At 67.6% G+C, this 19,308-nt stretch carries 20 protein-coding genes and 2 tRNA genes; 10 read left to right on the top strand and 12 right to left on the bottom strand.

The features are described 5' to 3' along the window. Both GNZ21_RS15870 and GNZ21_RS05415 read left to right on the top strand, forming a co-directional pair. The coding region (locus GNZ21_RS15870; protein ID WP_232532686.1) for a hypothetical protein at positions 1-195 on the top strand (195 nt) is incomplete at its 5' end. Positions 196-392: 197 nt separating this feature from the next. After that, positions 393-465 (top strand) — tRNA-Lys (locus GNZ21_RS05415). 91 nt (positions 466-556) lie between these two features. Here GNZ21_RS05415 and GNZ21_RS05410 read toward each other — a convergent pair. Continuing rightward, complete coding sequence (locus GNZ21_RS05410) at positions 557-1,099, bottom strand: hypothetical protein (RefSeq protein ID WP_157322088.1); 543 nt, start codon at positions 1,097-1,099, stop codon at positions 557-559. A 152-nt stretch (positions 1,100-1,251) separates the two neighbouring features. Here GNZ21_RS05410 and bcp point away from each other — a divergent pair, with 152 nt between their 5' ends. The 5 genes from bcp (at position 1,252) to GNZ21_RS05385 (ending at position 5,944) form a co-directional block, all read left to right on the top strand. Further along, complete coding sequence (gene bcp / locus GNZ21_RS05405) at positions 1,252-1,722, top strand: thioredoxin-dependent thiol peroxidase (protein WP_157322086.1); 471 nt, start codon at positions 1,252-1,254, stop codon at positions 1,720-1,722. A 61-nt stretch (positions 1,723-1,783) separates the two neighbouring features. Then, a tRNA-Leu gene (locus GNZ21_RS05400) sits at positions 1,784-1,865 on the top strand. Position 1,866: 1 nt separating this feature from the next. Next, positions 1,867-3,537 (top strand): ABC transporter substrate-binding protein, encoded by a 1,671-nt coding sequence (locus GNZ21_RS05395; RefSeq protein WP_157322083.1) that lies wholly within the window; start codon positions 1,867-1,869, stop codon positions 3,535-3,537. Between the two features lie 70 nt (positions 3,538-3,607). Next, on the top strand, positions 3,608-5,119 hold the full coding sequence (locus GNZ21_RS05390; RefSeq protein WP_157322081.1) for a malate:quinone oxidoreductase: 1,512 nt from the start codon (positions 3,608-3,610) through the stop codon (positions 5,117-5,119). Between the two features lie 42 nt (positions 5,120-5,161). Beyond that, a complete protein-coding gene (locus GNZ21_RS05385) occupies positions 5,162-5,944 on the top strand; it encodes an alpha/beta fold hydrolase (protein ID WP_157322079.1) in 783 nt (260 codons plus the stop codon). On the opposite strand, the gene GNZ21_RS05380 is transcribed toward GNZ21_RS05385, so the two are convergent. Genes GNZ21_RS05380 through GNZ21_RS05370 form a run of 3 tightly spaced genes read right to left on the bottom strand, consistent with a single transcriptional unit; the run spans position 5,925 to position 10,665 of the window. Then, positions 5,925-6,440 carry a hypothetical protein gene (locus GNZ21_RS05380; RefSeq protein WP_157322077.1) on the bottom strand — a complete coding sequence of 172 codons (516 nt, stop codon included), beginning with the start codon at positions 6,438-6,440 and terminating at the stop codon, positions 5,925-5,927. The genes GNZ21_RS05385 and GNZ21_RS05380 overlap by 20 nt on opposite strands. Further along, on the bottom strand, positions 6,437-9,493 hold the full coding sequence (locus tag GNZ21_RS05375; RefSeq protein ID WP_157322075.1) for an AAA family ATPase: 3,057 nt from the start codon (positions 9,491-9,493) through the stop codon (positions 6,437-6,439). The genes GNZ21_RS05380 and GNZ21_RS05375 overlap by 4 nt, the downstream gene beginning before the upstream one ends. After that, the gene (locus GNZ21_RS05370) at positions 9,490-10,665 is read right to left on the bottom strand and encodes a metallophosphoesterase family protein (RefSeq protein ID WP_157322073.1); all 1,176 of its coding nucleotides are present in this window, start codon (positions 10,663-10,665) and stop codon (positions 9,490-9,492) included. Before GNZ21_RS05370 ends, GNZ21_RS05375 begins: the two co-directional genes overlap by 4 nt. Positions 10,666-10,759: 94 nt before the next feature. Here GNZ21_RS05370 and GNZ21_RS05365 point away from each other — a divergent pair, with 94 nt between their 5' ends. Further along, complete coding sequence (locus tag GNZ21_RS05365) at positions 10,760-11,428, top strand: hypothetical protein (protein ID WP_157322071.1); 669 nt, start codon at positions 10,760-10,762, stop codon at positions 11,426-11,428. Positions 11,429-11,519: 91 nt separating this feature from the next. Here GNZ21_RS05365 and GNZ21_RS05360 read toward each other — a convergent pair whose 3' ends face one another. The 6 genes from GNZ21_RS05360 to clpS are packed head-to-tail and all read right to left on the bottom strand — an operon-like array spanning position 11,520 to position 15,910. After that, positions 11,520-12,635, bottom strand: coding sequence for an exonuclease domain-containing protein (locus tag GNZ21_RS05360; RefSeq protein ID WP_229659550.1), 1,116 nt, complete (start codon positions 12,633-12,635; stop codon positions 11,520-11,522). A 4-nt stretch (positions 12,636-12,639) separates the two neighbouring features. Beyond that, positions 12,640-13,323: an RdgB/HAM1 family non-canonical purine NTP pyrophosphatase gene (gene rdgB / locus GNZ21_RS05355; RefSeq protein WP_157322069.1), complete on the bottom strand. Its 684-nt coding sequence runs from the start codon at positions 13,321-13,323 to the stop codon at positions 12,640-12,642. Next, on the bottom strand, positions 13,320-14,060 hold the full coding sequence (gene rph, locus GNZ21_RS05350; protein ID WP_157322059.1) for a ribonuclease PH: 741 nt from the start codon (positions 14,058-14,060) through the stop codon (positions 13,320-13,322). Before rph ends, rdgB begins: the two co-directional genes overlap by 4 nt. 28 nt (positions 14,061-14,088) lie before the next feature. Further along, a complete protein-coding gene (locus GNZ21_RS05345; protein ID WP_157322057.1) occupies positions 14,089-14,904 on the bottom strand; it encodes an MBL fold metallo-hydrolase in 816 nt (271 codons plus the stop codon). A 41-nt stretch (positions 14,905-14,945) separates the two neighbouring features. Then, positions 14,946-15,611, bottom strand: coding sequence for a DUF2017 family protein (locus tag GNZ21_RS05340; RefSeq protein WP_188503740.1), 666 nt, complete (start codon positions 15,609-15,611; stop codon positions 14,946-14,948). Then, positions 15,611-15,910, bottom strand: a complete 300-nt coding sequence (gene clpS / locus GNZ21_RS05335; RefSeq protein ID WP_157322054.1) for an ATP-dependent Clp protease adapter ClpS — start codon at positions 15,908-15,910, stop codon at positions 15,611-15,613. The genes GNZ21_RS05340 and clpS overlap by 1 nt, the downstream gene beginning before the upstream one ends. 23 nt (positions 15,911-15,933) lie before the next feature. On the opposite strand from clpS, the gene GNZ21_RS05330 reads away from it, so the two are divergent. Beyond that, positions 15,934-17,274: a nicotinate phosphoribosyltransferase gene (locus tag GNZ21_RS05330; RefSeq protein WP_229659549.1), complete on the top strand. Its 1,341-nt coding sequence runs from the start codon at positions 15,934-15,936 to the stop codon at positions 17,272-17,274. Positions 17,275-17,377: 103 nt separating this feature from the next. Continuing rightward, positions 17,378-18,022, top strand: coding sequence for an isochorismatase family protein (locus GNZ21_RS05325; protein WP_157322052.1), 645 nt, complete (start codon positions 17,378-17,380; stop codon positions 18,020-18,022). A gap of 5 nt (positions 18,023-18,027) precedes the next feature. Here GNZ21_RS05325 and GNZ21_RS05320 read toward each other — a convergent pair whose 3' ends face one another. Together GNZ21_RS05320 and GNZ21_RS05315 are read right to left on the bottom strand one after the other, a co-directional pair. Then, a complete protein-coding gene (locus tag GNZ21_RS05320; protein WP_157322051.1) occupies positions 18,028-18,390 on the bottom strand; it encodes a GntR family transcriptional regulator in 363 nt (120 codons plus the stop codon). Further along, a complete protein-coding gene (locus GNZ21_RS05315; protein ID WP_157322050.1) occupies positions 18,387-19,157 on the bottom strand; it encodes a hypothetical protein in 771 nt (256 codons plus the stop codon). Before GNZ21_RS05315 ends, GNZ21_RS05320 begins: the two co-directional genes overlap by 4 nt. Between the last annotated feature and the right edge of the window lie 151 nt (positions 19,158-19,308).

Here is a 19,308-nt window from a genome sequence, read left to right as displayed (position 1 = left end):
TACGCCACTACGCACGCGACCCAGAACTCGCCGCCGAACTCACCGGACTTTGAGAAAGCCCTGCGAATCCTGGGGATCATTAGGACCGACGACGCCGGTGCCACGGCCAGTACGACGACGCCCCAGCCAGCCACGGTCCCGGCAGGCCCCCTGCCCCGCCTTGCCGTTTTCTGTATGGCTTTGCGCTCTGCATAGGGTTATTTCGCTACGTGGTGCGCAAAACCTTATGCAGGACGGAGCAAAGGCGAAGACTCGGTGACGGTTCCCGGCGGACCCCGATCAAGGTTCCCAGCCGCAGCGGGCACGCGGAGTTGGCAGATGGCTGCTAACCGTGATAAGTTTTTCTGTCGTTGCCCACTGAGCGTTCCGCTCGGATTGGGAGCACATCACGAGGGCCTCTAGCTCAACTGGCAGAGCATCAGACTCTTAATCTGCAGGTTGCGGGTTCAAGTCCCGCGGGGCCCACCGGCTTCAACCGCCGATCGGATATTTCAGACTTTCGTCTGGCCTATCCTGGTCGGCGGTTTTTGCGTGTCTGCGCAGGTTTTGGGCCCGATCAACGGTGCTTACGCTCCACCCGGTCCATGAAGTGGTCAAGGAACCCGTAGAAGTCCTCCACATCCAGCTCTTGGTGCAACGGCACCTGGGGAAGCTGCGGAAACTTCACAGAGGACTGCACGCGGAGCCTGACTCGCCGGCCGGTGGAAAGCGCGATCTCGGCGGTGGCATCCTCCACCGCCATACCGGCCAGATTGGTCAGGTTCACCAGCACCGGCACCCGGGGCAGGGGGGCGTCGTCGTCATCTGCTGGGGGCAGCACTGCGGCCGGATCCACCGGGCACAGCACCATCTCCACCGGCTCCCTCCGATACCCGATGAGCAGGTGCCGGGAAGACTCCACGGCCTCCTGGGCGGAGAGCTCGGCAGCGGGGGCCTGTTTGCTGCTGATCAGCATCTCCGGGTGATCCTCCTGGCCGAACAGGTTCTCCGCGTAGAGCAGGTTATAGGAACCGAAGTTCATCACCGATGCGTCGAACACCGCCCGGAAGGCCCCGATCAGGCGTTCCTCCTGAGGGCCGCGTTCGGTCTGGATGACCATTGTGCTCCCTGTCTCGACTCGGACCCGAAGTAGCTGCGGGCCGCTGTAGTAAGTCTACGGGTGGGCTGGGAGATGGTGGCGGCCCGCGCCCTGCCCGCAGTCACATAGGGTAAGAGAAGAAGAGATGACGACGCCGCCGAAGGGAATATCTGATGACTGCCCAGCTCGCCCCCGGGGACACCGCCCCGCAGTTCACCCTGACTGCTGCCGACGGCAGCAGGGTTTCCTTGAGCGACTACCGGGGGAAGCACGTCATCGTGTACTTCTACCCGAAGGCTTCCACGCCGGGGTGCACCACTGAAGCCTGTGACTTCCGGGATTCCCTGGAGCCGCTGCAGGCTGCCGGGTACCAGGTGCTGGGCCTCTCCCCCGATCCGGTGGAGTCGCTGGAGCAGTTCACTGTGCAGCAGTCACTGAGCTTCCCGCTGCTCTCGGACGAGGACCACGCAGTGGCCGAGGCCTACGGGGCCTGGGGTGAGAAGAAGAACTACGGAAAAGTGTTCGAGGGTCTGATCCGTTCCACGGTGGTGGTGGACCGTGAGGGCAGAGTGGCCCTGGCCAAGTACAACGTAAAGGCCACCGGGCATGTGGCACGCCTGCGCAAAGAACTGGGCATCGGCTGAGGCACTAGCGCAGCGACCTGCGCGCGCGGCCGGGACAGGCTAGAATGAGGCGCTGCTGCACGGGCGAGTGGCGGAATTGGTAGACGCGCTGGATTTAGGTTCCAGTGTCTTATGACGTAGGGGTTCAAGTCCCCTCTCGCCCACGTGAATCTCCTTTCCCGGCGCGTGTTCATCGGCGCGTCCTCGGCGGCCGGCACCGCTGCGGCACTGCACTCGGCGGCAACTCCCGAACCCGGGGAAGGCTCAGATGATCCGCTGGAGCAGTATCAGGAGGACTCCGGGACCGGGGAGGCCGCCGGCAGCATCACCATTGCTGGAATACACCTGCCCAGCTCGCTGGACCCAGGAATGGTGGTGGACACCGAGAGCGAGCGGATCATCCGCCAGATCTTCGAGCCCCTGGTGGGCATCGACCAGGAGACGGGGAGTGTGGCCCCGCTGCTGGCCGAGGACTGGGAGGTCAGCCAGGACGAGCTAACCTATACCTTCATCCTGCGTGAGGGCGTGGTCTTCCATGACGGCACAGAGCTCACCGCTGAGGTGGTCGCAGCCAATTTTGAACGATGGGGGCAGTTGGACTACCTCTACGGCTACGGCAATATCAGCCGGGCCACCCCCTTGGCCTTCCCTTCGGTGTTCGGCGGCTTCATGGGCGCTGAGGAATGTGTGTTGGAGGCGGTGGAGGCCGAGGATGAACAGACTGTGGTGCTCACCCTCAGCGAGCCTGTGCATTATCTGCTGCAGGCGCTGACCCTGCCGGCCTTCGGAATCGCCTCGGCTGAAGTCCTGGTGGACAGCGACCCAGGGCTGATCACCCGCCGACCGATCGGCACCGGCCCGTACCGGCTGGCTGAGCCTACGGAGGAGGACAACAGTACCGCCACCCGGCTGCAGGCCTTCGGCGAATACTGGGACGCCCATGAGGGACCGGCCGAGGTGGTGGTGCGGGCCCTGCCCAGGACCTTCGACCGGCTGCGTGAGCTGCAGCGCGGAGAGGTGGATGTCTATGACTTCATCACGGCGGACAACCTGCGCACCCTGGTGCAGTCCGGGAGGCTGATCCTGCAGCGGGACCCGTTCTCGGTGCTGTACATGGGCTTCAACCTCAACCACCCGGTGATGTCCGACTTCACCATCCGGCAGGCGGCAGCCCGAGCGATCAACCGGACGCAGCTGGTGGAGGACTATTTCCTGGACGGCTCCCGGCCCGCCTACCAGTTCACCCCCGCGGCGCTGGGCGTGCACTCCGACACTGCGCTGCAGTATGGGTACAGCCTGACTATGGCCCAGGAGCTGCTGGAGGACTCCGACTATGACGGTGAGCCGCTGGACTTCTACTACCCGATCAGCAGCACCCGCAGCTACCTGCCCCGGCCGGAGGCCGTCTTTGCGGCGATTGCCGCTGACCTTACCGCTGCAGGGTTTGTGATCCGGCCGCGGCCGGTGCGCTGGGAGGACGGCTATGTGGACCAGCTGATGGCCGACTCCAACCGGGCGATGCACCTGCTGGGGCGCAACGGCGGGTTCCGCTCCCCGCACACCTTTTTCTCCCCGCTGTTCGGGCAGCCGAGCCAGGAGTTCCACTTCCGCGACCCCGAGGTGATGGAGCTGCTCGACGAGGCGCGTGCCGAGCCGGATCAGAAGACCCGAACCGAGCTGTACCAGCAGGTGGCTGACCTGGTTCAGGACCAGCTCCCTGCGCTGCCGCTGGCCTATCCCATCTCCGGCATGGCGCTGGGGGCCAGAGTTGCGGACTATCCGATGTCGCCGGTGCTCAATGAGCGTTTCGCAGAGATCCGGCTCACCGAGTCCTGATCAGCTGAGAGCCAATTTCCTGCCGCGCACAGCGCGGCGGTAAAGTCGAACCGAATCATCCCTGTCAACTATGAGGAGCTCTGCCGTGACCGAGTCAGCGTCGACGCCGTCATCCCAACGATTCGATGTGATTCTGGTCGGTGGTGGCATCATGTCCACCACCCTCGGAGCCATCCTCAAGGAGCTCCAGCCGGACTGGAGCATCGCCCTGTTCGAGAAACTCGACGGCGCCGGTCAGGAGTCCTCCGACCCGTGGAACAACGCTGGCACCGGGCATACTGCCTACTGCGAGCTGAACTACACCCCCCGTGGGGCTGACGGTGCGATCTCCACGGCCAAGGCCGCCGGAATCGCCGAGCAGTTCCACGTCTCCCGTCAGCTGTGGTCGCATTGGACCGAGAACGGCACCCTGGGCGCTCCCCGCACGTTCATCAACGCGCTGCCGCATATCAGCTTTGTCTGGGGTGAGAAGAACACCCAGTACCTGCGCGACCGTTATGAGGCAATGCGGAAGGAGCCGCTGTTTGCCCATATTGAGCATGCTGAGGATCTTGACACCATCGGCAGTTGGGCGCCGCTACTGGCCGCCGGGCGCACTGCGGATAAGCCGGTAGCTGCCTCCCAGTTCCGCGACGGCACCGATGTGGACTTCGGCTCCATCACTCGGCAGCTGGCCGGGCACCTGGGCGCTGAGGGCGTAGAGCTGCGCTACGGCCACGAGGTCACCGGCCTCTCCCGGGGCACTGACGGGCGCTGGGAGATGAAGGTGAAGAACACCGCCGGTGGGGAGAAGTTCACCGCCAGCGCCCGGTTCGTGTTTGTGGGTGCCGGGGGTGGGGCCCTGGGGCTGCTGCAGTCCAGTGGGATCCGGGAGATCCGCGGCTTCGGCGGCTTCCCGGTCTCCGGTCAGTTCCTGCGCGCCACCGAGTCTGCGATCGCTGAGCAGCACCATGCCAAGGTGTACGGTCTGGCCTCGGTGGGAGCCCCGCCGATGTCCGTGCCGCATCTGGACACCCGGTTCGTGGAGGGCCGCCGCTCACTGATGTTCGGACCCTATGCCGGATTCTCCACCAACTTCCTGAAGTCCGGTTCCTACCTGGACCTGCCCTTCTCGGTACGGCCGCATAACCTGCTGCCGATGCTGCAGGTCGGTGCCACCAACACCTCGCTGGTGAGCTATCTGCTCAAGGAGGTCACCAAGTCCCAGCGCAAGAAGGTGGCTGCCCTGCAGGAGTTCTACCCCGAGGCTGACGGTGAGCAGTGGGAGCTGATCACCGCCGGCCAGCGGGTGCAGGTGATGAAGAAGGATGAGCGGGGCAAGGGAGTCCTGCAGTTCGGCACCGAGCTCATCGCCGCCGCCGACGGCTCCATCGCCGGGCTGCTCGGCGCATCCCCCGGGGCCTCCACCGCGCCGAGCATCATGTTCAAGCTGCTGGAGCGCTGTTTCCCCGGCCAGATCGAAGGCTGGAGGCCCCAGCTCGAGACCATGGTGCCCTCCTACGGCCAGCTGCTCAACGAGAACGAGAAGCTGCTGGCCGAGGTCACCGAGTCCACGGCCAAGACTCTGCAGCTGGACATCTGAGCCGGTCCGCTCCGGCTGCACCTAAGAACACAGGACGACGCCGTGGCACGACTGCAGTACCCCGCTGATTCCTCCTACCGGACCCCGCACGGGCTGACTGTGCACAGCTGGAAGCATCCGGAGCCTACCGGGGCGCCGGTGCTGCTGGTCCACGGCTTTGCCTCGAACACACTGTTCAACTGGGTCAAGACCGGATGGCTGGACCCTGTGGCCGGCACTGGGCGGAGCATCGTCTCGGTAGATCTACCGGGTCATGGGGCCTCAGCTGAGGTCGATCCGAGCGGGCTCCGCCTGGCAGACATTCTGAACGATCTGCAGCAGACCGCCGAGACTGCCGGCGGCCGGGTGCACCTGCACGGGTACTCCATGGGGTCCAGGATCTCCTGGGAGTTCGCCCACCAGCACCCGCAGCTGGTGGGCTCCCTGGTGATGGGCGGCTCCCCGGTCTCCGATGACGTGTACCAGGTGGCGCCCGCGCAGGCCCGCAGCTGGGCCCGGGGTGGGCCTGAGCCGGCGGATGAGGCTACGCGCCGGTTCATCACAGTGGCTGCGGCCCTGCCGGGGCAGAACCTCCCCCATGTGGTGGAGCTGCGTCTGGCCCTTGCCCAGGACCCCTACCGCCCTGAGGAAACAGTCCCGGCAGTCCCCACCCTGGTGGTGGCCGGAGCCCAGGACAGTATCGCTGCCGGGGCGGCGAGACTGGCCCAACTGGTGCGTGCAGCAGGGGCTGCGGCAGAGTTCGTGGAGATCCCGGGGCGCAACCACATCAATGTGCTGACGGCCCGGGAGTATAAGCAGACGGTGCTCAACTTCCTGGCCGGCTGAGCCCAGCCTCACCCTGGTCGGTGCCGCTGCTGCGCAGCATCACCAGTACCGGGACCGAGGCGGCTGCCGCGACTCCGCAGACCACCAGCGGCACGGCCCATGCGGAGACCAGGCCGCAGACAACCGCCAAAATGAAGCTCAGCGCCACCGCGGTGCGGTCCAGACGGGGGTTAGGCACGCAGACCCGCTCCGCAGGGGCGGCCAGAGCGGCGCCGAGGCTGAGCACCAGCACCAGCCAGAGCAGCTGCTGCTCCACCGCGGCGATGAGCAGCACCAGCAGGATGACGTAGACCACCGCTTGGGCCAGCAGCAGGTTGCGCGGGCTGCTCCAACGGTTCAGGAGCCGGCCCAAGGGCGCAGAGAGGAAGTAGCCTGCCACCGCGGCGGCGCCGATGCCCAGGGCAGCCCACCAGTCGGCGCCTACCAGTGCGAGCCCTACGGCGAAGGGCAGCAGGGTGCCCGGCAGCCGGGCCGCCAGTTCCAGCAGGCGGATCATGCGGTGCCCACCATGGTCAGCGTGGATCCGGTGGTGGTCTTGGTGACCTTCAGCTGGACGGGGATCTGCTGGTGCATCTCCGTAACGTGGCTGACCACACCGATCCGGCGGCCCTCTCCCTGCAGGGTGTGAAGCGCGGTCATCACCGCCTCCAGAGTCTGGTCATCGAGTGAGCCGAAGCCCTCATCGATGAACAGACTCTCCATGCCGAGTCCGCCCGATTCGGACTGCACCGTTTCAGCCAGGCCCAGCGCCATGGCCAGGGAGGCCATGAATGTCTCTCCCCCGGACAGTGAGGAGGTGGGGCGGTACTCATCGGAGTGTTCATCGTGGACCTTCAGATCCAAGCCCTTCTTAGCTGCCCCGGAGCCGCCCTCGTCATCGTGCAGCAGGCGGTACCGGCCTTCTGACATGGTCAGCAAATGCCGGGAGGCCGCCAGGGCCACCTGCTCGAGCTTGGCGGCAAGCACGAAGGTGGTCAGGGTCATTCGCATCGGGTTGTCCTGGCCGCGGCCGTTGACCGCTGCGGCCAGATCTGCGCGCAGCTGCTGCTCCCCGGCCTGGGCGCCCTTGGCCGCCAGCGCCTGACCGAGGGCGCTGATGCAGTCGGTGACCCCCTGCTGTCGGGCTTCGAAGGCGGTCTGCTCCTTTCGGCGGCCCTGCAGCTGCTCCTCGGCGGCAGCTGCCTGTTCGGCTGCGGCCTCCACGGCTTCCTGGCTGGGCAGCTGTTCTGCGGCCTGGTGCCGGCGGCGCCCCGCGGTGACCTCCGCCTGGGCGGCGGTGAACTCCAGGCGCTTGGCCTCGTCCTGGTAGGCGGTGATGATCTGCTCGGCCTCGGCCAGCTGCTGGTCATCCAGCACGGCGGCCGCGGCCTCTTGAGCACCGGCGAAGGGGGATCCTGTGATCTCACGCTGGGCGGCCTCGGCTGTCCTGGCTGCCTGGGCAATACGGCTCTGGTGCTGCCGGTGGGCCTCCAGCGCCTGGTGCAGGGCTTCGGCGCAGGCCTCAACCAGCTGCAGCCGGTCCTGGACGCTGGGATGGACCCCGCGCAGGGTGGCCAGCCGGTGCTCAAGCTGCTGGGCGTCCTGCTCGGCCCGTTGGGCCTGATCGGCGCAGCGTTCAGCCCGGTGCCCGGACTCGGCGTGCTGCTGCTGGAGGGTGTGCATCTGCTCGGTAAGCTCCTGCAGCTGCACGCTCAGGCGGCGCTGCCGAGTGCGCTCAGCGTCGAGCTGGTCCAGTCTCTGCTGGGCCTGCTCGGCGAGCCGAGCTGCCTCGGCGGTGCTTGTCTGGCCGTGTTCACCCAGCGCAGCCCTGAGCTCCTCGAGCCTGGCGCGGGCGGCGTCATAGGCGGCCCGGGCCGATTCTGCCGCGGTGAGCGCCTGACGCTCGGCCTTCCGGGCCCGGTCCACCTCTTGTCGGCTGACCGTGTGTTCGACCGCCTGTAAGGGGGCCGGGTGCTCGGTGCCGCCACAGACCCGGCAGGGCTTGCCGGGCTGAAGCTCCTCGGCGAGCTCCACGGCCAGACCATCGAGCCGGCGGCGCACCGCCTCGGTGTGGGACTGCGCCGCCGCCTGGGCCTGCTGCCGGGCTTCCTCGGCAGCGCGCTGAGTGCGCTGCTGCTGCTGGGCTGCGGCATCGCGCTGCTGGGTCAGCTCCGCGCGATGACTGGCGGCCTGCAGCTGTTGCTGGGCGGCCTGCCGCTGCTGGTCGAGCTGCTCGAGGTCCGTCTGCTCAGCGGCCAGCTCCTCACGTCTGCCACCGAGGGTCTCGATCTCTGCCTGCAGCTGCTCCTGGGCCTGACGAGCCTCCTCCGCCTGCTGCCGCAGCTGCTGAGCCTGGCTGCGCAGCGCGGCCTGCTGATCCTCCAGCTGGCGGGCATCCTGCTCGGTGAGACTGCTGCGCAGGGCGGTGAGCCGCTCCAGCACCGTCTCGATGGCCGCCTCCTGCGGAAGACCCTCGGCATCGGTGAGCGGATCCACGCTCACCTCGTTCTGCTCCGCCAGCACCTGAGCAGCTCGCCTCGCCTCCAGCTGCGCCTCAGCCTGGGCGGAAGCGGCCTGCTGCTGGGCAGATTCAGCCTCCTTCAGCCAGGAGGCGATCTGCACGGCAGCCATATGCCGATCCCTGAGACGCCGGGAGGCCTCAGCCTCCTCAGCCTGCCCCTGGTGGTCAGCAAGATCCTGCTGATACTGCTGGTAGGCCAACAGCTCCCTGCGCCGGGCCGCCTGGTGCTCAGCCTCGCGACGCGCATCCTGGGCCGCCTGGGCGGCCTGCGCGGTGCGGGCAGCCAGCTGCCGCTGCACCGTCGCGGCCTCCTGGGCCACCAACTCCCCCAGCTGGTCCTCAGGTGTGCCGTCAAGATCGAGCTGCTGTTCCTGGCAGTGCTCGGCACCCAGCAGCAGGGCTGCATCGCGGCGCAGCGTGCTGGCCTGGTGTTCGATCTGCGCCTGAAGCCGGCTGATCTGCTCCTCGGAGGCCTTTGCGGCCTCAGCCAACGCCATCTCCAAGGCCCGGAACCGGTGGGTGTCGAAGAGCCGTTCAAGCAGCTCCTGCTTCTCCTTACTGGAGGCGTGCAGGAACTCGGCGAAGTCCCCCTGGGGCAGCAGGATGACCTTGGTGAACTGGTCCACATTCAGCCCCAGGATCTGCTGCAGCTCAGCATTGGCTGCCTGGACACCGGATGTGACCGGCTCCCAGTCTCCACCGAGGAGACGTTTGAGCTGAATAGTGCTGCCCACTGCATTGGCCCGACCGGGGCGCCAGTACGGCGGGGTACGGCGCACCCACCATCGCTGCTCCCCACAGCTGAACTCCAGCTCCACAACGGGCTCGCGCTCCGGCGGGGCGTGGTGGGACTTGAGCATATTGTGGTCCCGCTCGCCGGGGACCTTCCCGTAGAGCGCAAAGGTCACAGCGTCCAGCACAGAGGTCTTTCCGGATCCGGTGCGTCCGCGCAGCAGAAACAGCCCTTCGGCACCTAGTGCGTCGAAGTCCACCGTTTCCTGACCCGGGAAGGGGCCGAAAGCGCAGAGTCTCAGACTGTGCAGCTTCATGGGGCACCTCCCAGCCGGACCGTCTCCATGGCCTCCTGGATCAGCTGCTGCTCGGCTTGACTGGGTCCGCGGCTGCGCACATGTTCCAAGAACCCGGTGATGATCTCAGCATCAGTCCTGGCCTCGGCGATCTTCTGCGAGTAGGTGGTTGCGCTCTGGGCCCGGGCTGCCCCGCTGTAGGTGAAGCTGGCCAGGTAGGGGTAGGCCTCCTGGACCCGCTGGTAGGCGCGCTCGGGCCGCTGATCGTCGACCAGGGTGATCTGGGCGTAGCAGTCCCGGTGCTCGGCCACGGTCTGCGGGTCAAGAATCACCTCGATCTCATCGCGCAGCTGCACCAGCCGCCGGCCGATCTGCCAGTCCAGGGGTTCGGCCTGCCCGGTGTCGGTGTCGTAGAGCCAGGCACCTTTGGCCTGCCGAGTCTCGGAGAAGGAGTACCGGATGGGCGAGCCGGAGTACCGCACAGTCTCGGAGAGCCGCTGACGGCCGTGCAGATGCCCCAGCGCGGTGTAGTCGAAGCCGTCGAAAACACCCAGGGGGACCACTGCCAGGCCCCCGGCACTCCGCTCGTGGTGGTCCAGTTGGTCCCCGGGGGCCGCCTCAGCGCCGATGTTCCGCTCCGATTCGGAGGCCACCCCGGAGGCAGCGAACAGATGCGCCATCACCACCACTCTGCCCCGAAGGCTGCGCCGGTCGCGGTCCTGGTGGATCCGCCGGATGACCTCGGCGGTGACGGCGGTGTGGTTGGCGCGCTCAACGCCCAGCTCTCCGGCCACCAGCTGCGGCTCCAGGTACGGCACCCCATAGACCAGGGTTCCGTCGGCCAGCTCCACCGGGGTCCAGGCGTCGCTGAGCGCAGTCCGGAAGTGCAGACCGGAGGCTGCGGCGACTTTCCGGATGAACCCCAACCGGGCCGCAGAATCGTGATTGCCGGAGGTGATGACCACCTCAGCACCCAGCTGGCGCAGCCGGCCCAGGGTGGTGTCCAGCAGCTGCACCGCCCATTCCGGGGGCAGGGCACGGTCATAGACATCACCGGCCACCAGCACCGCCCCCACCCCGTGCTCCTCCACGGTCCGGCAGACAGTCTGCAGCATCTCCTCCTGCTCATCGCGCAGGGAGAACCCGTGGAACCCCCGCCCGAGGTGCCAGTCGGAGGTGTGCAGCAGCTTCATCTCATCCCTTTCCGCTTAGCCTCGACTCTCACCTTACGGCCCGCCCCGGAGATGAGAATCGCCGGGAGGCTGAGTGTCGGTATTCTTACCCTTCGTGACACCGGATCCCGCCGAAGACGCCCAGCTCATCGCAGCTTTCGAACCTGCCCTGCGCGCTCTGCTGCCCGCCCCCGGGGAGCCTGTGCACGCAGAGACGCTGCTGGCCCTGTGCCTGGCCGAGGGACTGCTGGAGGTGCTGCAGTGGGCCCAGGAGGGCACCGGAGCCGATCCTGCGGCAAGCATGTGGCTGGCCGCTCTGCGCTGGCACCGGGTGGTCACCGGCAGCTTCCCGGCCGGAGCCCCGGAGCCTCCGCCGCGGCCCACTGATCATGCGTGTCAGCTGATTCTGGACTCCGGGAGCCTGCAGCTGCTGCCGCACAGCGCGGAGTCTTCACTCACCGGGCTGCGCACTGCGCTGTCCCGTCCCACTCCGATCGGCTCCCCGGCTCAGCCCGCCCAGCCGGATATCCAGTACGACGACGCCCTGCAGCGGGTCATCCCCATCAGCCTGGTTCCGTACGTGGCGGCTCCCATGAAGCAGGACTGGGCAGCCCAGGCGCTGTGCCTGACCCACGGGCACCCCGAGCTGGTGGCAGAAGCACGACGAGGCGCCCTCCGGACACCAGAGATCAGGGACCCGGGGCCGCGCCAGGAGCTGCTGAGCGTAGTGGTCGAGGATCTGGCCCACCGCTGGCGGGACGCAACCAAACCCGCATCCCGGTGAGGCTCGGAGTTTACCGATCGAGCCGACTTCAGGCGCGAAGGCCGCGGCAACGCGGCCGAGAGGCGAGCGGGGCGTGCACCCGCCGCCGGGACTAGCGCGGCAGCGGCCATCGCTGACCCAGAAGTTCGCGGAACTCTGACTCGGTGAGAATTCTGATCGGTTGGCCCTTGGCTCGGCGGGCCAGCGCCTCACGGACCTTACGGGCCTGCATCGGAGCAACCGGTGCGCCGCCGTGCACAGCCTGTTCGATGTCCTGAAGGCTCACCCCGTCGCCGATGACCAGCATGGTGGTGGCACCGATGACCTTGGAGGAGGTGGTGGCCCCGTGCTCGGCGGCGAGCGCCTTGGCCTCCGGGCGCGGCAGGGCCAGGTTGCCGCTGAAGACCAGGTGCTGGCCGTAGAGCGGATGGCCCGGATCCGCCTCGGGCGAGGGCGGCAGATTCCTCCCCTCCTCCTGCCAGCGCATCAGGTCCGGCATCATAGCGTCAGTGACGCCGGCTGCGGTGGCGTCAAGCAGGTGGGCGTAACTGCGCACCTGCCGGGTGGCCCGGGATTCATAGGCCCGGGGTGCGGTCCATGCTTCCAGCTCCTCGGCCTCGATCTGCTGGGCTGCGAAGAGCTGCTGAAGCCGGTTGGTCCGCTGCCGCTCGGCGATGTCCACCACAATGGCGGCCGCAGCCCGCGCGTCCCAGAGCGCATGGTGGTGGTGTTTGAGGTGGAAACCGGCCTCGGCGGCCGCCTTCGGCAAGGCGTGGGAGTCCAGCTGGTAGACCGCTCTGGCCAGGCGCACTGAGCACAGCATGCGCAGTCCGCCCGGGGAGTCCAGCCCAGAGACCTCCAGGGCAGATTCGAAGACCTCAGCATCGAAGGCAGCATTATGCGCCACCAGGGTGTCAGTTCCGATGAACTCCCGGATCTCGCCGAAGAGTTCGCCGAACCGGGGCTCAGCGGCCACCCGCTGCGGGGTGATGCCGTGGATCTCCACGTTGCGGGGGTCGAACCTGTCGAATCCGGCCGGCGGGCGCATCCGTTTGAAGTAGAGCTCGTCCACATTGCCGTCGCGGATGCGTACCATGCCGATCGCACAGGGCGAGCCGCGGAACCCATTGGCGGTCTCGAAGTCCACAGCGGTGAAGTCCAGGCCCCGCACCCGCGGCGGACGCAGCCCGGCCAGGGCGCCGCCGAGCGGTGATGCTGATGCTGCCATGGGGTTAGCGCAGCACCTCCACGATCCGCGGGGCCAGCTGGGCGAATGCCCTGCCCCGGTGCGAGATGGCGTTCTTCTCCGCCATGGAGAGCTCCGCGCAGGAACGGGTCTCCCCTGCCGGCTGCAGGATCGAGTCGTAGCCGAAGCCGCCCTCGCCCCGCTCCTCGGTGAGCAGGGTGCCCTCAAGCCTGCCCTCCGCGGTGTACTCAGCTGAGGTGACCTCTGAGCTGTTTCCAAGCCCGGCGGCGTCGTCGTACTTCTGGGGCAGCACCAGGGAGGCGACACAGACGAATGCGGCACCCCGGTGCTCTGCGGGGATATCCGCTAACTGCTGGAGCAGCAGGCGCCGGTTGTTGTCATCGCTGGCGCTGATCCCGGCCCAGCGCGCGGAGAAGATCCCGGGGGCTCCGCCGAGGACCTCCACGGCCAGTCCAGAGTCATCTGCCACTGCGGGCAGCCCGGTCTGAGCCGCCACGGTGCGGGCCTTCAGCAGCGAGTTCTGCTCAAAGCTCACCCCGGTCTCCGGGATCTCCCCGACCCCGGCGCTGGCGGCGTCAATGACTACCCGCTCCAGGTCCAGGTGCCCCAGCTGCGGCTGATCAGCCAGCAGCGCCCGGAACTCGCGCAGCTTGCCCGGATTGGCGGTGGCCAGCACAATCCGGGCGCCGAGCATGTCCGGTGCGCTCATTTGGCCAGGGCCTCACGCTGGATCTCGGCCAGGCGCTCACAGCCGGTCACCGCCAGGTCCAGCAGCTCGTTGAGCTGCTCGCGGCTGAACGGGCTGCCCTCGGCGGTTCCCTGAACCTCTACGAACTCCCCTGAGCCGGTGACCACAACGTTCATATCCGTGCCCGCGGTGGAGTCCTCCCCGTAGGGCAGATCCAGCACTGCGGTGCCGTCGGGCAGCACACCGACGGAGACCGCTGAGACGGAATCGGTGAGCACCTCGGCACGCTTGCGCACATGGCCCTCGGCGCGGGCCCATTCGATCGCGTCCACCAGGGCCACAAAGGCCCCGGTGATCGCTGCGGTCCGGGTGCCGCCATCGGCCTGGAGCACATCGCAGTCCAGGGTGATCATGTTCTCGCCCAGCGATTCCAGATCCACTACCGCGCGCAGGGAGCGGCCGATCAGCCGGGAGATCTCATGGGTGCGCCCGCCGATCTTGCCCTTCACAGCCTCCCGGGAGTTGCGGGTGTTGGTGGCCCGCGGCAGCATGGCGTACTCGGCGGTCACCCAGCCCCGGCCCTGGCCGCGGAGCCATCGCGGCACATCGGATTCGAAGCTGGCGGTGCACAGCACTTTGGTGTTGCCGAACTCGATCAGGGCGCTGCCCTCCGCGTGGGCAGACCAGCTGCGGGTGATCTTCACCTCGCGCAGCTGGTGGATGCTGCGTCCGTCCGCGCGTGCGTATTTCTGGCTCATGAACCCTCCTGCATGGTGTTTCTGCTGGTCAGATCTGGTAGGTGACCCCGTCGGCGACCACTGCGATGTTCCCGCTGTAGCGCTTGGCTGCGTGCTCGCGGACCACCTGTGCATCGGTCCAGGCTGGGATATGGGTCAGCAGCATCCGTCCCGCGCCGGCCTCGGCCGCTGCTGCTCCTGCCCGGTCACCGTTGAGGTGGATGCCCTGGAGCTCATCATCGCGGCCGTCCTGGTAGGCGGCCTCGCAGAGGAACACATCGGCGCCGCGGGCCGCCTCGATCAGCCCGGAGCAGGTGTCGGTGTCACCGGAGTAGGTCAGCACCCGGGTCCCGCCAGCTGATTCTGCGGCCTCCGAACCCTCGGGCTCGCTGTGCTCTACCTCGATCCGCAGCGCATAGGGCTCCTCGATCGGGTGCCGCACCGGCACCGGGGTGATCCGGAAGGGCCCGATCTGGGTGGCCCGGCCCGGACTCCAGGTGCGGAAGTCGAACTCGGTGTGCATACCCGGCTGCGGGTCGATGCCGTGGGCCACCGCGATCCGCTCATCGGTGCCGGCGGGCCCGTAGACCGGGATCCGCTCGGCCGGCCAGCCCCCGGGGCGCCATTTGACCGCGATATGCAGTCCGGTCAGGTCCATATAGTGGTCCGGGTGCAGGTGGCTCAGGCACACGGCGTCCAGGTCCTCCAGCGCGATGTGCTTCTGCAGCGGCCCCAGTGCTCCGCTGCCCAGATCCAGGGCGATCCGCCAGGTGCGGCCCTGGTACTCCTGGGAGACCAAGTAGCAGCTTGCTGCAGACTGCGGCCCCGGGAAGGACCCACTGCAGCCGATGATCGTCAGTTTCATATGTGGCTCAGCATAACGGCACCGGCGCTAAGGTGCGGCATTCAGTCCTGGCCCTCGGCCTCATCGGGCATCACATCAAGCATCGCGGAGAACAGGGTCTCCTGCAGCCAGGTGGAGAAGGCGTAGAGCTCGGCCATGAGGTCATCGGTGGTGGCGGCCTTCCCGCGCCCGGCGCGGCGGTGGACCTCCTCGGCATCGGCCTCATCCTCGATGCCCAGCCGGGTGGCCAGGGTCAGCCGCACATCGTTGAGCGCCCGGCCGAACACCGGGGCCTGGTCCTCGCTCAGCGTCACCGGATCGGATTCCAGGGCCATCCGAGCAGCCCGCAGGTCGGCGATCTTGGACTCGCGCAGGGAGCCTTCCGCCAGCCGCCGGAACTGTGCCGCCTGCTCCGGTTCGGCCGAGGCTGAGGGCAGCAGACGGGCCAGGGCCGGATCGGTGGGGGGTGCCACGCCGCCAGCTGCCGTCTCCTCTCCGGTCTGATCCTCGAGCCCGTCTCCCAACCCGGCAAGCTCCCGGCGGAAGTGGGCAAACTCATCCTGGGCGGCGTCGTCGGCTGTGTGCTCGGCGTCCTCGCCGCTGAGCTCTTTGGCGCGGGCCTGGAGCATCGTGATCACATCGGCACAGAGCTGAGAGAGCAGCCGCCGCTCATGGGGCTCCAGCTCTGCCTTATAGCCGCGGGTGGTGGCGCGGAAGGCCCGGGCCACTAGTCGGCCTCCTCGAGGGTGGCCTGCAGGCCGTAGCTGTGCATAGCGGTGACATCGCGCTCGGCCTTCTCCCGCGGGCCGGTGGCCACCACTGCCCGGCCCTCCTGGTGGACTTGGAGCATGAGCTTCTTGGCCTTCTCCTTGGAATGGCCGAAGTAGCTGCGGAAGACCCAGGCCACATAGCTCATCAGGTTCACCGGGTCATTCCACACCACCACCTGGTAGGGCTTGGCGGCCACTGTGCTCAGGTGGAGGTCAGTCTCCTCCTGGGTGAGCGTGGATCCTGCGGTGGAGCTCATAGGCCCAGTCTAGGATGTGGGGCATGGCTGATTCCACTGCGCTGCTCACCGATCAGTACGAACTCACCATGGTCCAGGCTGCGCTGCGCTCGGGGGCCGCGCACCGGCGGTGCACCTTTGAGGTGTTTTCCCGGAAGCTGCCGCCGGGGCGGCGCTACGGAGTGGTGGCTGGCACCGGCCGGGTGCTGGAGGGGCTGGAGCAGTTCCGGTTCGGGCAGGCGGAGCTGGATTTCCTGGAGTCCCGGGGAATAGTCGACGACGCCGCCCTGGACTTCCTCGCCGGCTACCGGTTCTCCGGGGAGATCACCGGCTACGCTGAGGGCGAGGTGTATCTGCCCGGCTCCCCGGTGCTGCAGGTCACCGCCTCCTTTGCCGAGGCCTGCCTGTTGGAGACCTTTGTGCTTTCGATCATGAACCATGACTCTGCGGTGGCCTCCGCCGGCTCCCGGATGGTGATGGCCGCCGGGGGGCCGCCTGAGCGCGGCGGCCGGCCCTGTGTGGAGATGGGGTCCCGGCGCACCCAGGAGCGCTCGGCGACCGCCTCGGCCCGGGCGGCAGCGGTGGTGGGCTTCGCAGCCACCTCCAACCTGGAGGCCGCGCGCACCTGGGGCCTACCCGCTCTGGGCACCGCAGCCCATGCCTTCACCCTGCTGTACGACACTGAGGAGGAGGCCTTCGCCGCGCAGGTGGAGGCCTTCGGCCCCGGCACCACCCTGTTAGTGGACACCTATGATGTGGAGGCCGCTGTGCGCAAGGCCGTGGAGATCGCCGGGCCTGAACTGGGTGCGGTGCGGCTGGACTCCGGGGACCTGGTGGAGCAGGCCTTCTGGGTGCGCAAGCTGCTGGACTCGCTGGGCAATAAGGAGACCAGGATCATCGTCTCCTCTGATCTGGATGAGCACGCCATCGCCCGGCTGGCCGCCGCTCCGGTGGACTCCTACGGGGTGGGCACCCGGCTGGTCACCGGTTCCGGTGCGCCCACCGCCTCGATGGTCTACAAGTTGGTCCAGCGCGAGGACGACTCTGGAACGCCGGTGTCAGTGGAGAAAGCCGCTGCGGGCAAGGCCAGCGCCGGAGGCAGGAAGCAGGCACTGCGCAGCGTGGACGATCACGGGCATGCGGAGGCTGAGGTCCTCGCGGCCGGCACACCGCTGGCCGAGACCGGCTATCTGGGCCGCCAGCTGCAGGTCCCGTTGGTGATCGAGGGCGAGGTCCAGCCCGGATTCACCGGGGCCGAAGGAGTTGAACGCGCCGCCCAGCGGCACCGGGACTCCACGGCTGAACTGCCTGCTGAGGCGCACCGGCTCTCCGAGGGAGACCCGGTGATCCCCACAGTGTTGGTCCCTGCGGCGGGTGCGCCATGACCTGGCAGCTGAGCTCACCCATCTCAAACCGGCCTGCTGTTCCGCTGCCGGGTCTCACCGGTAGGCTTGGTGTCAGCAGCACACCGAGAGTGAGGAGTGGATCATGGCTCAGGCACTGATCATCGTGGATGTGCAGAATGACTTCTGCGAGGGCGGGGCGCTTGCCGTAGAGGGCGGGGCCCAGGTGGCTGCGGACCTCAGTGAGTTCCTGGAGGAGAACCACGCCGAGTACAGCGCCGTGGTCGCCACCCAGGACTGGCATATCGACCCCGGTCCGCACTTCTCCGACAAACCTGATTTTGTGCGCTCCTGGCCGGTGCACTGTGTGGCCGGCACTAAGGGTGCGGAGCTGCACACCGATCTGGACACCGACCATATCGAGGCCCGGTTCCTCAAAGGGCTCTACGACGACGGCTACTCCGGGTTCGAGGGCCAGCTCGGGGACCCCGAGCGGGTAGGCATCCTGGAGGGTGAGAAGGGCATCAAGGTGGAGCCTGAGGATGTCATCCCCGCCGAAGCCCCGGATCTGGACACCTGGCTGCAGCATCAGGGCATCGACGCGGTGACCATCGTAGGCATCGCCACCGACCACTGCGTGCGGGCCACCGCGCTGGACGCCGCTGAGAATGACTACGCGGTCACCGTGATCTCCGACCTCACCGTAGGGGTCAGCCAGGACAAGATTGATCAGACCTATGAGGAGTTCGAAGAGGCCGGGATCACCGTCATCTCCCTGCAGGACCTCTGAGCGCCTCAGGGCAGCCCGGCAGCCTGCTTCAGACAGCTGAGCGCCTTCTCCGGTGTGTAGCCGAGTGACTCCATGGCCCTCAGATAATCCCGGGTGAGGCGGGCGGCGTCGTCGTCTCCCTGGTCCTCGGGGGGAGGCAGGACCACCGTGCCCCGGCGGCCCTGACCCTTCACGTAGCCGGCATGCTCGAGCTCCCGGTAAGTGCGGGCCACAGTATTGGGCGCCACCCCGAGGTCCCCGGCAAGCCGGCGCACCGGCAGCAGCGTCGCGCCAGGTTTCAGTGCCCCGCTGCGAATCTGCTCCACCAGCTGCTCCCGCAGCTGCTCATAGGGAGGCGCGGCGGAGGCGGGATCCAGCCGCAGGATCATAGGCGCTCCTGAGCCGGTGCCGTGTGGAACGGGTGACCGGCCCACAGCCGTCGGAGAACATGATGACCTGCCCCTCGAGCGGCTGCCAGAATCTGCGGCACCGCGGTCACCGCCACGGCGACCAGTCCGCCGGCTAGCATGACCACCCCGGCCAATAGGGTCTCTTCCGCCGCGCCCTCACGCACCTCGGCGGAGGTGACCACCAGGCCCACTGCGCAGACAGCGGTCAGGGCAGTCAGCCAGGAGAAGAGCACTGGCAGTCCACTGGTCTCGCGCAGCGCCTGTGAGCGGCTGTGGTCATCCCAGGCCAGCTCCAGTTCCGAGCGGGCCCGCTGCGGCTGGGCGAGCACATTGCGCAGGAGGACTTCGGTGCCCATCCAGCTGAGGATGGTCAGGCCCAGGCAGAGCCACATGGCCGCCACCCAGCCGGCCCAGGCATTGTTCTCGGGCCGGCCGAAGCTCCCCAGGTGGAGGATCAGCACCGCAGCGAAGGCCGCCAGGGCCGCGGTGACCGGGGCCAATCTCATGGTCAGCCGCTCATAGTGGGAGAGGTAGTCGGCCAGGGAGGTCGCCTGTGCCCTGGCATAGCGCGGGGCCTCTGGGGAGATCTGGTGCTTACCCCTGATGATGGCCAGCGTTCCGCCGAGTCCGGCACCCAGCATCATGGTGATAAGCACCAGCATGCCGTGGTCCTGTTGCCAGCCCATAACCAGGACCAGGACGGCGCCGAGCACCATCCGGCAGCGGCAGCCCTGATCTGCGTGCATAGGTGTCCAGCCAATCCCTGCCCCGCCGGCTGGGGAGTCGCCATCTGGTATCCCCCGCGGAGGCAGCGCTGATCCGGTGCGGAAGCAGCAGTGCGGAAACAATGACCCACATCAGAAGACTCATGCTCTCGCCTTTCGTATTGACACAATC

The sequence above is a fragment of the Nesterenkonia alkaliphila genome (assembly GCF_009758175.1).
In the GTDB taxonomy this organism is placed as follows: domain Bacteria; phylum Actinomycetota; class Actinomycetes; order Actinomycetales; family Micrococcaceae; genus Nesterenkonia; species Nesterenkonia alkaliphila.
This window is presented reverse-complemented; position numbering and strand designations above follow the sequence as displayed.

Excerpts from the sequence above, each read along its gene's own strand:
- GNZ21_RS05410 (WP_157322088.1), bottom strand. The coding sequence starts at position 1,099 with ATGGTCATCCAGACCGAACGCGGCCCTCAGGAGGAACGCCTGATCGGG.
- bcp (WP_157322086.1), top strand. The coding sequence starts at position 1,252 with ATGACTGCCCAGCTCGCCCCCGGGGACACCGCCCCGCAGTTCACCCTG.
- GNZ21_RS05390 (WP_157322081.1), top strand. The coding sequence starts at position 3,608 with ATGAGGAGCTCTGCCGTGACCGAGTCAGCGTCGACGCCGTCATCCCAA.
- GNZ21_RS05380 (WP_157322077.1), bottom strand. The coding sequence starts at position 6,440 with ATGATCCGCCTGCTGGAACTGGCGGCCCGGCTGCCGGGCACCCTGCTG.
- GNZ21_RS05375 (WP_157322075.1), bottom strand. The coding sequence starts at position 9,493 with ATGAAGCTGCACAGTCTGAGACTCTGCGCTTTCGGCCCCTTCCCGGGT.
- GNZ21_RS05370 (WP_157322073.1), bottom strand. The coding sequence starts at position 10,665 with ATGAAGCTGCTGCACACCTCCGACTGGCACCTCGGGCGGGGGTTCCAC.
- GNZ21_RS05360 (WP_229659550.1), bottom strand. The coding sequence starts at position 12,635 with ATGGCAGCATCAGCATCACCGCTCGGCGGCGCCCTGGCCGGGCTGCGT.
- rdgB (WP_157322069.1), bottom strand. The coding sequence starts at position 13,323 with ATGAGCGCACCGGACATGCTCGGCGCCCGGATTGTGCTGGCCACCGCC.
- rph (WP_157322059.1), bottom strand. The coding sequence starts at position 14,060 with ATGAGCCAGAAATACGCACGCGCGGACGGACGCAGCATCCACCAGCTG.
- GNZ21_RS05345 (WP_157322057.1), bottom strand. The coding sequence starts at position 14,904 with ATGAAACTGACGATCATCGGCTGCAGTGGGTCCTTCCCGGGGCCGCAG.
- clpS (WP_157322054.1), bottom strand. The coding sequence starts at position 15,910 with ATGAGCTCCACCGCAGGATCCACGCTCACCCAGGAGGAGACTGACCTC.
- GNZ21_RS05330 (WP_229659549.1), top strand. The coding sequence starts at position 15,934 with ATGGCTGATTCCACTGCGCTGCTCACCGATCAGTACGAACTCACCATG.
- GNZ21_RS05325 (WP_157322052.1), top strand. The coding sequence starts at position 17,378 with ATGGCTCAGGCACTGATCATCGTGGATGTGCAGAATGACTTCTGCGAG.
- GNZ21_RS05320 (WP_157322051.1), bottom strand. The coding sequence starts at position 18,390 with ATGATCCTGCGGCTGGATCCCGCCTCCGCCGCGCCTCCCTATGAGCAG.
- GNZ21_RS05315 (WP_157322050.1), bottom strand. The coding sequence starts at position 19,157 with ATGCACGCAGATCAGGGCTGCCGCTGCCGGATGGTGCTCGGCGCCGTC.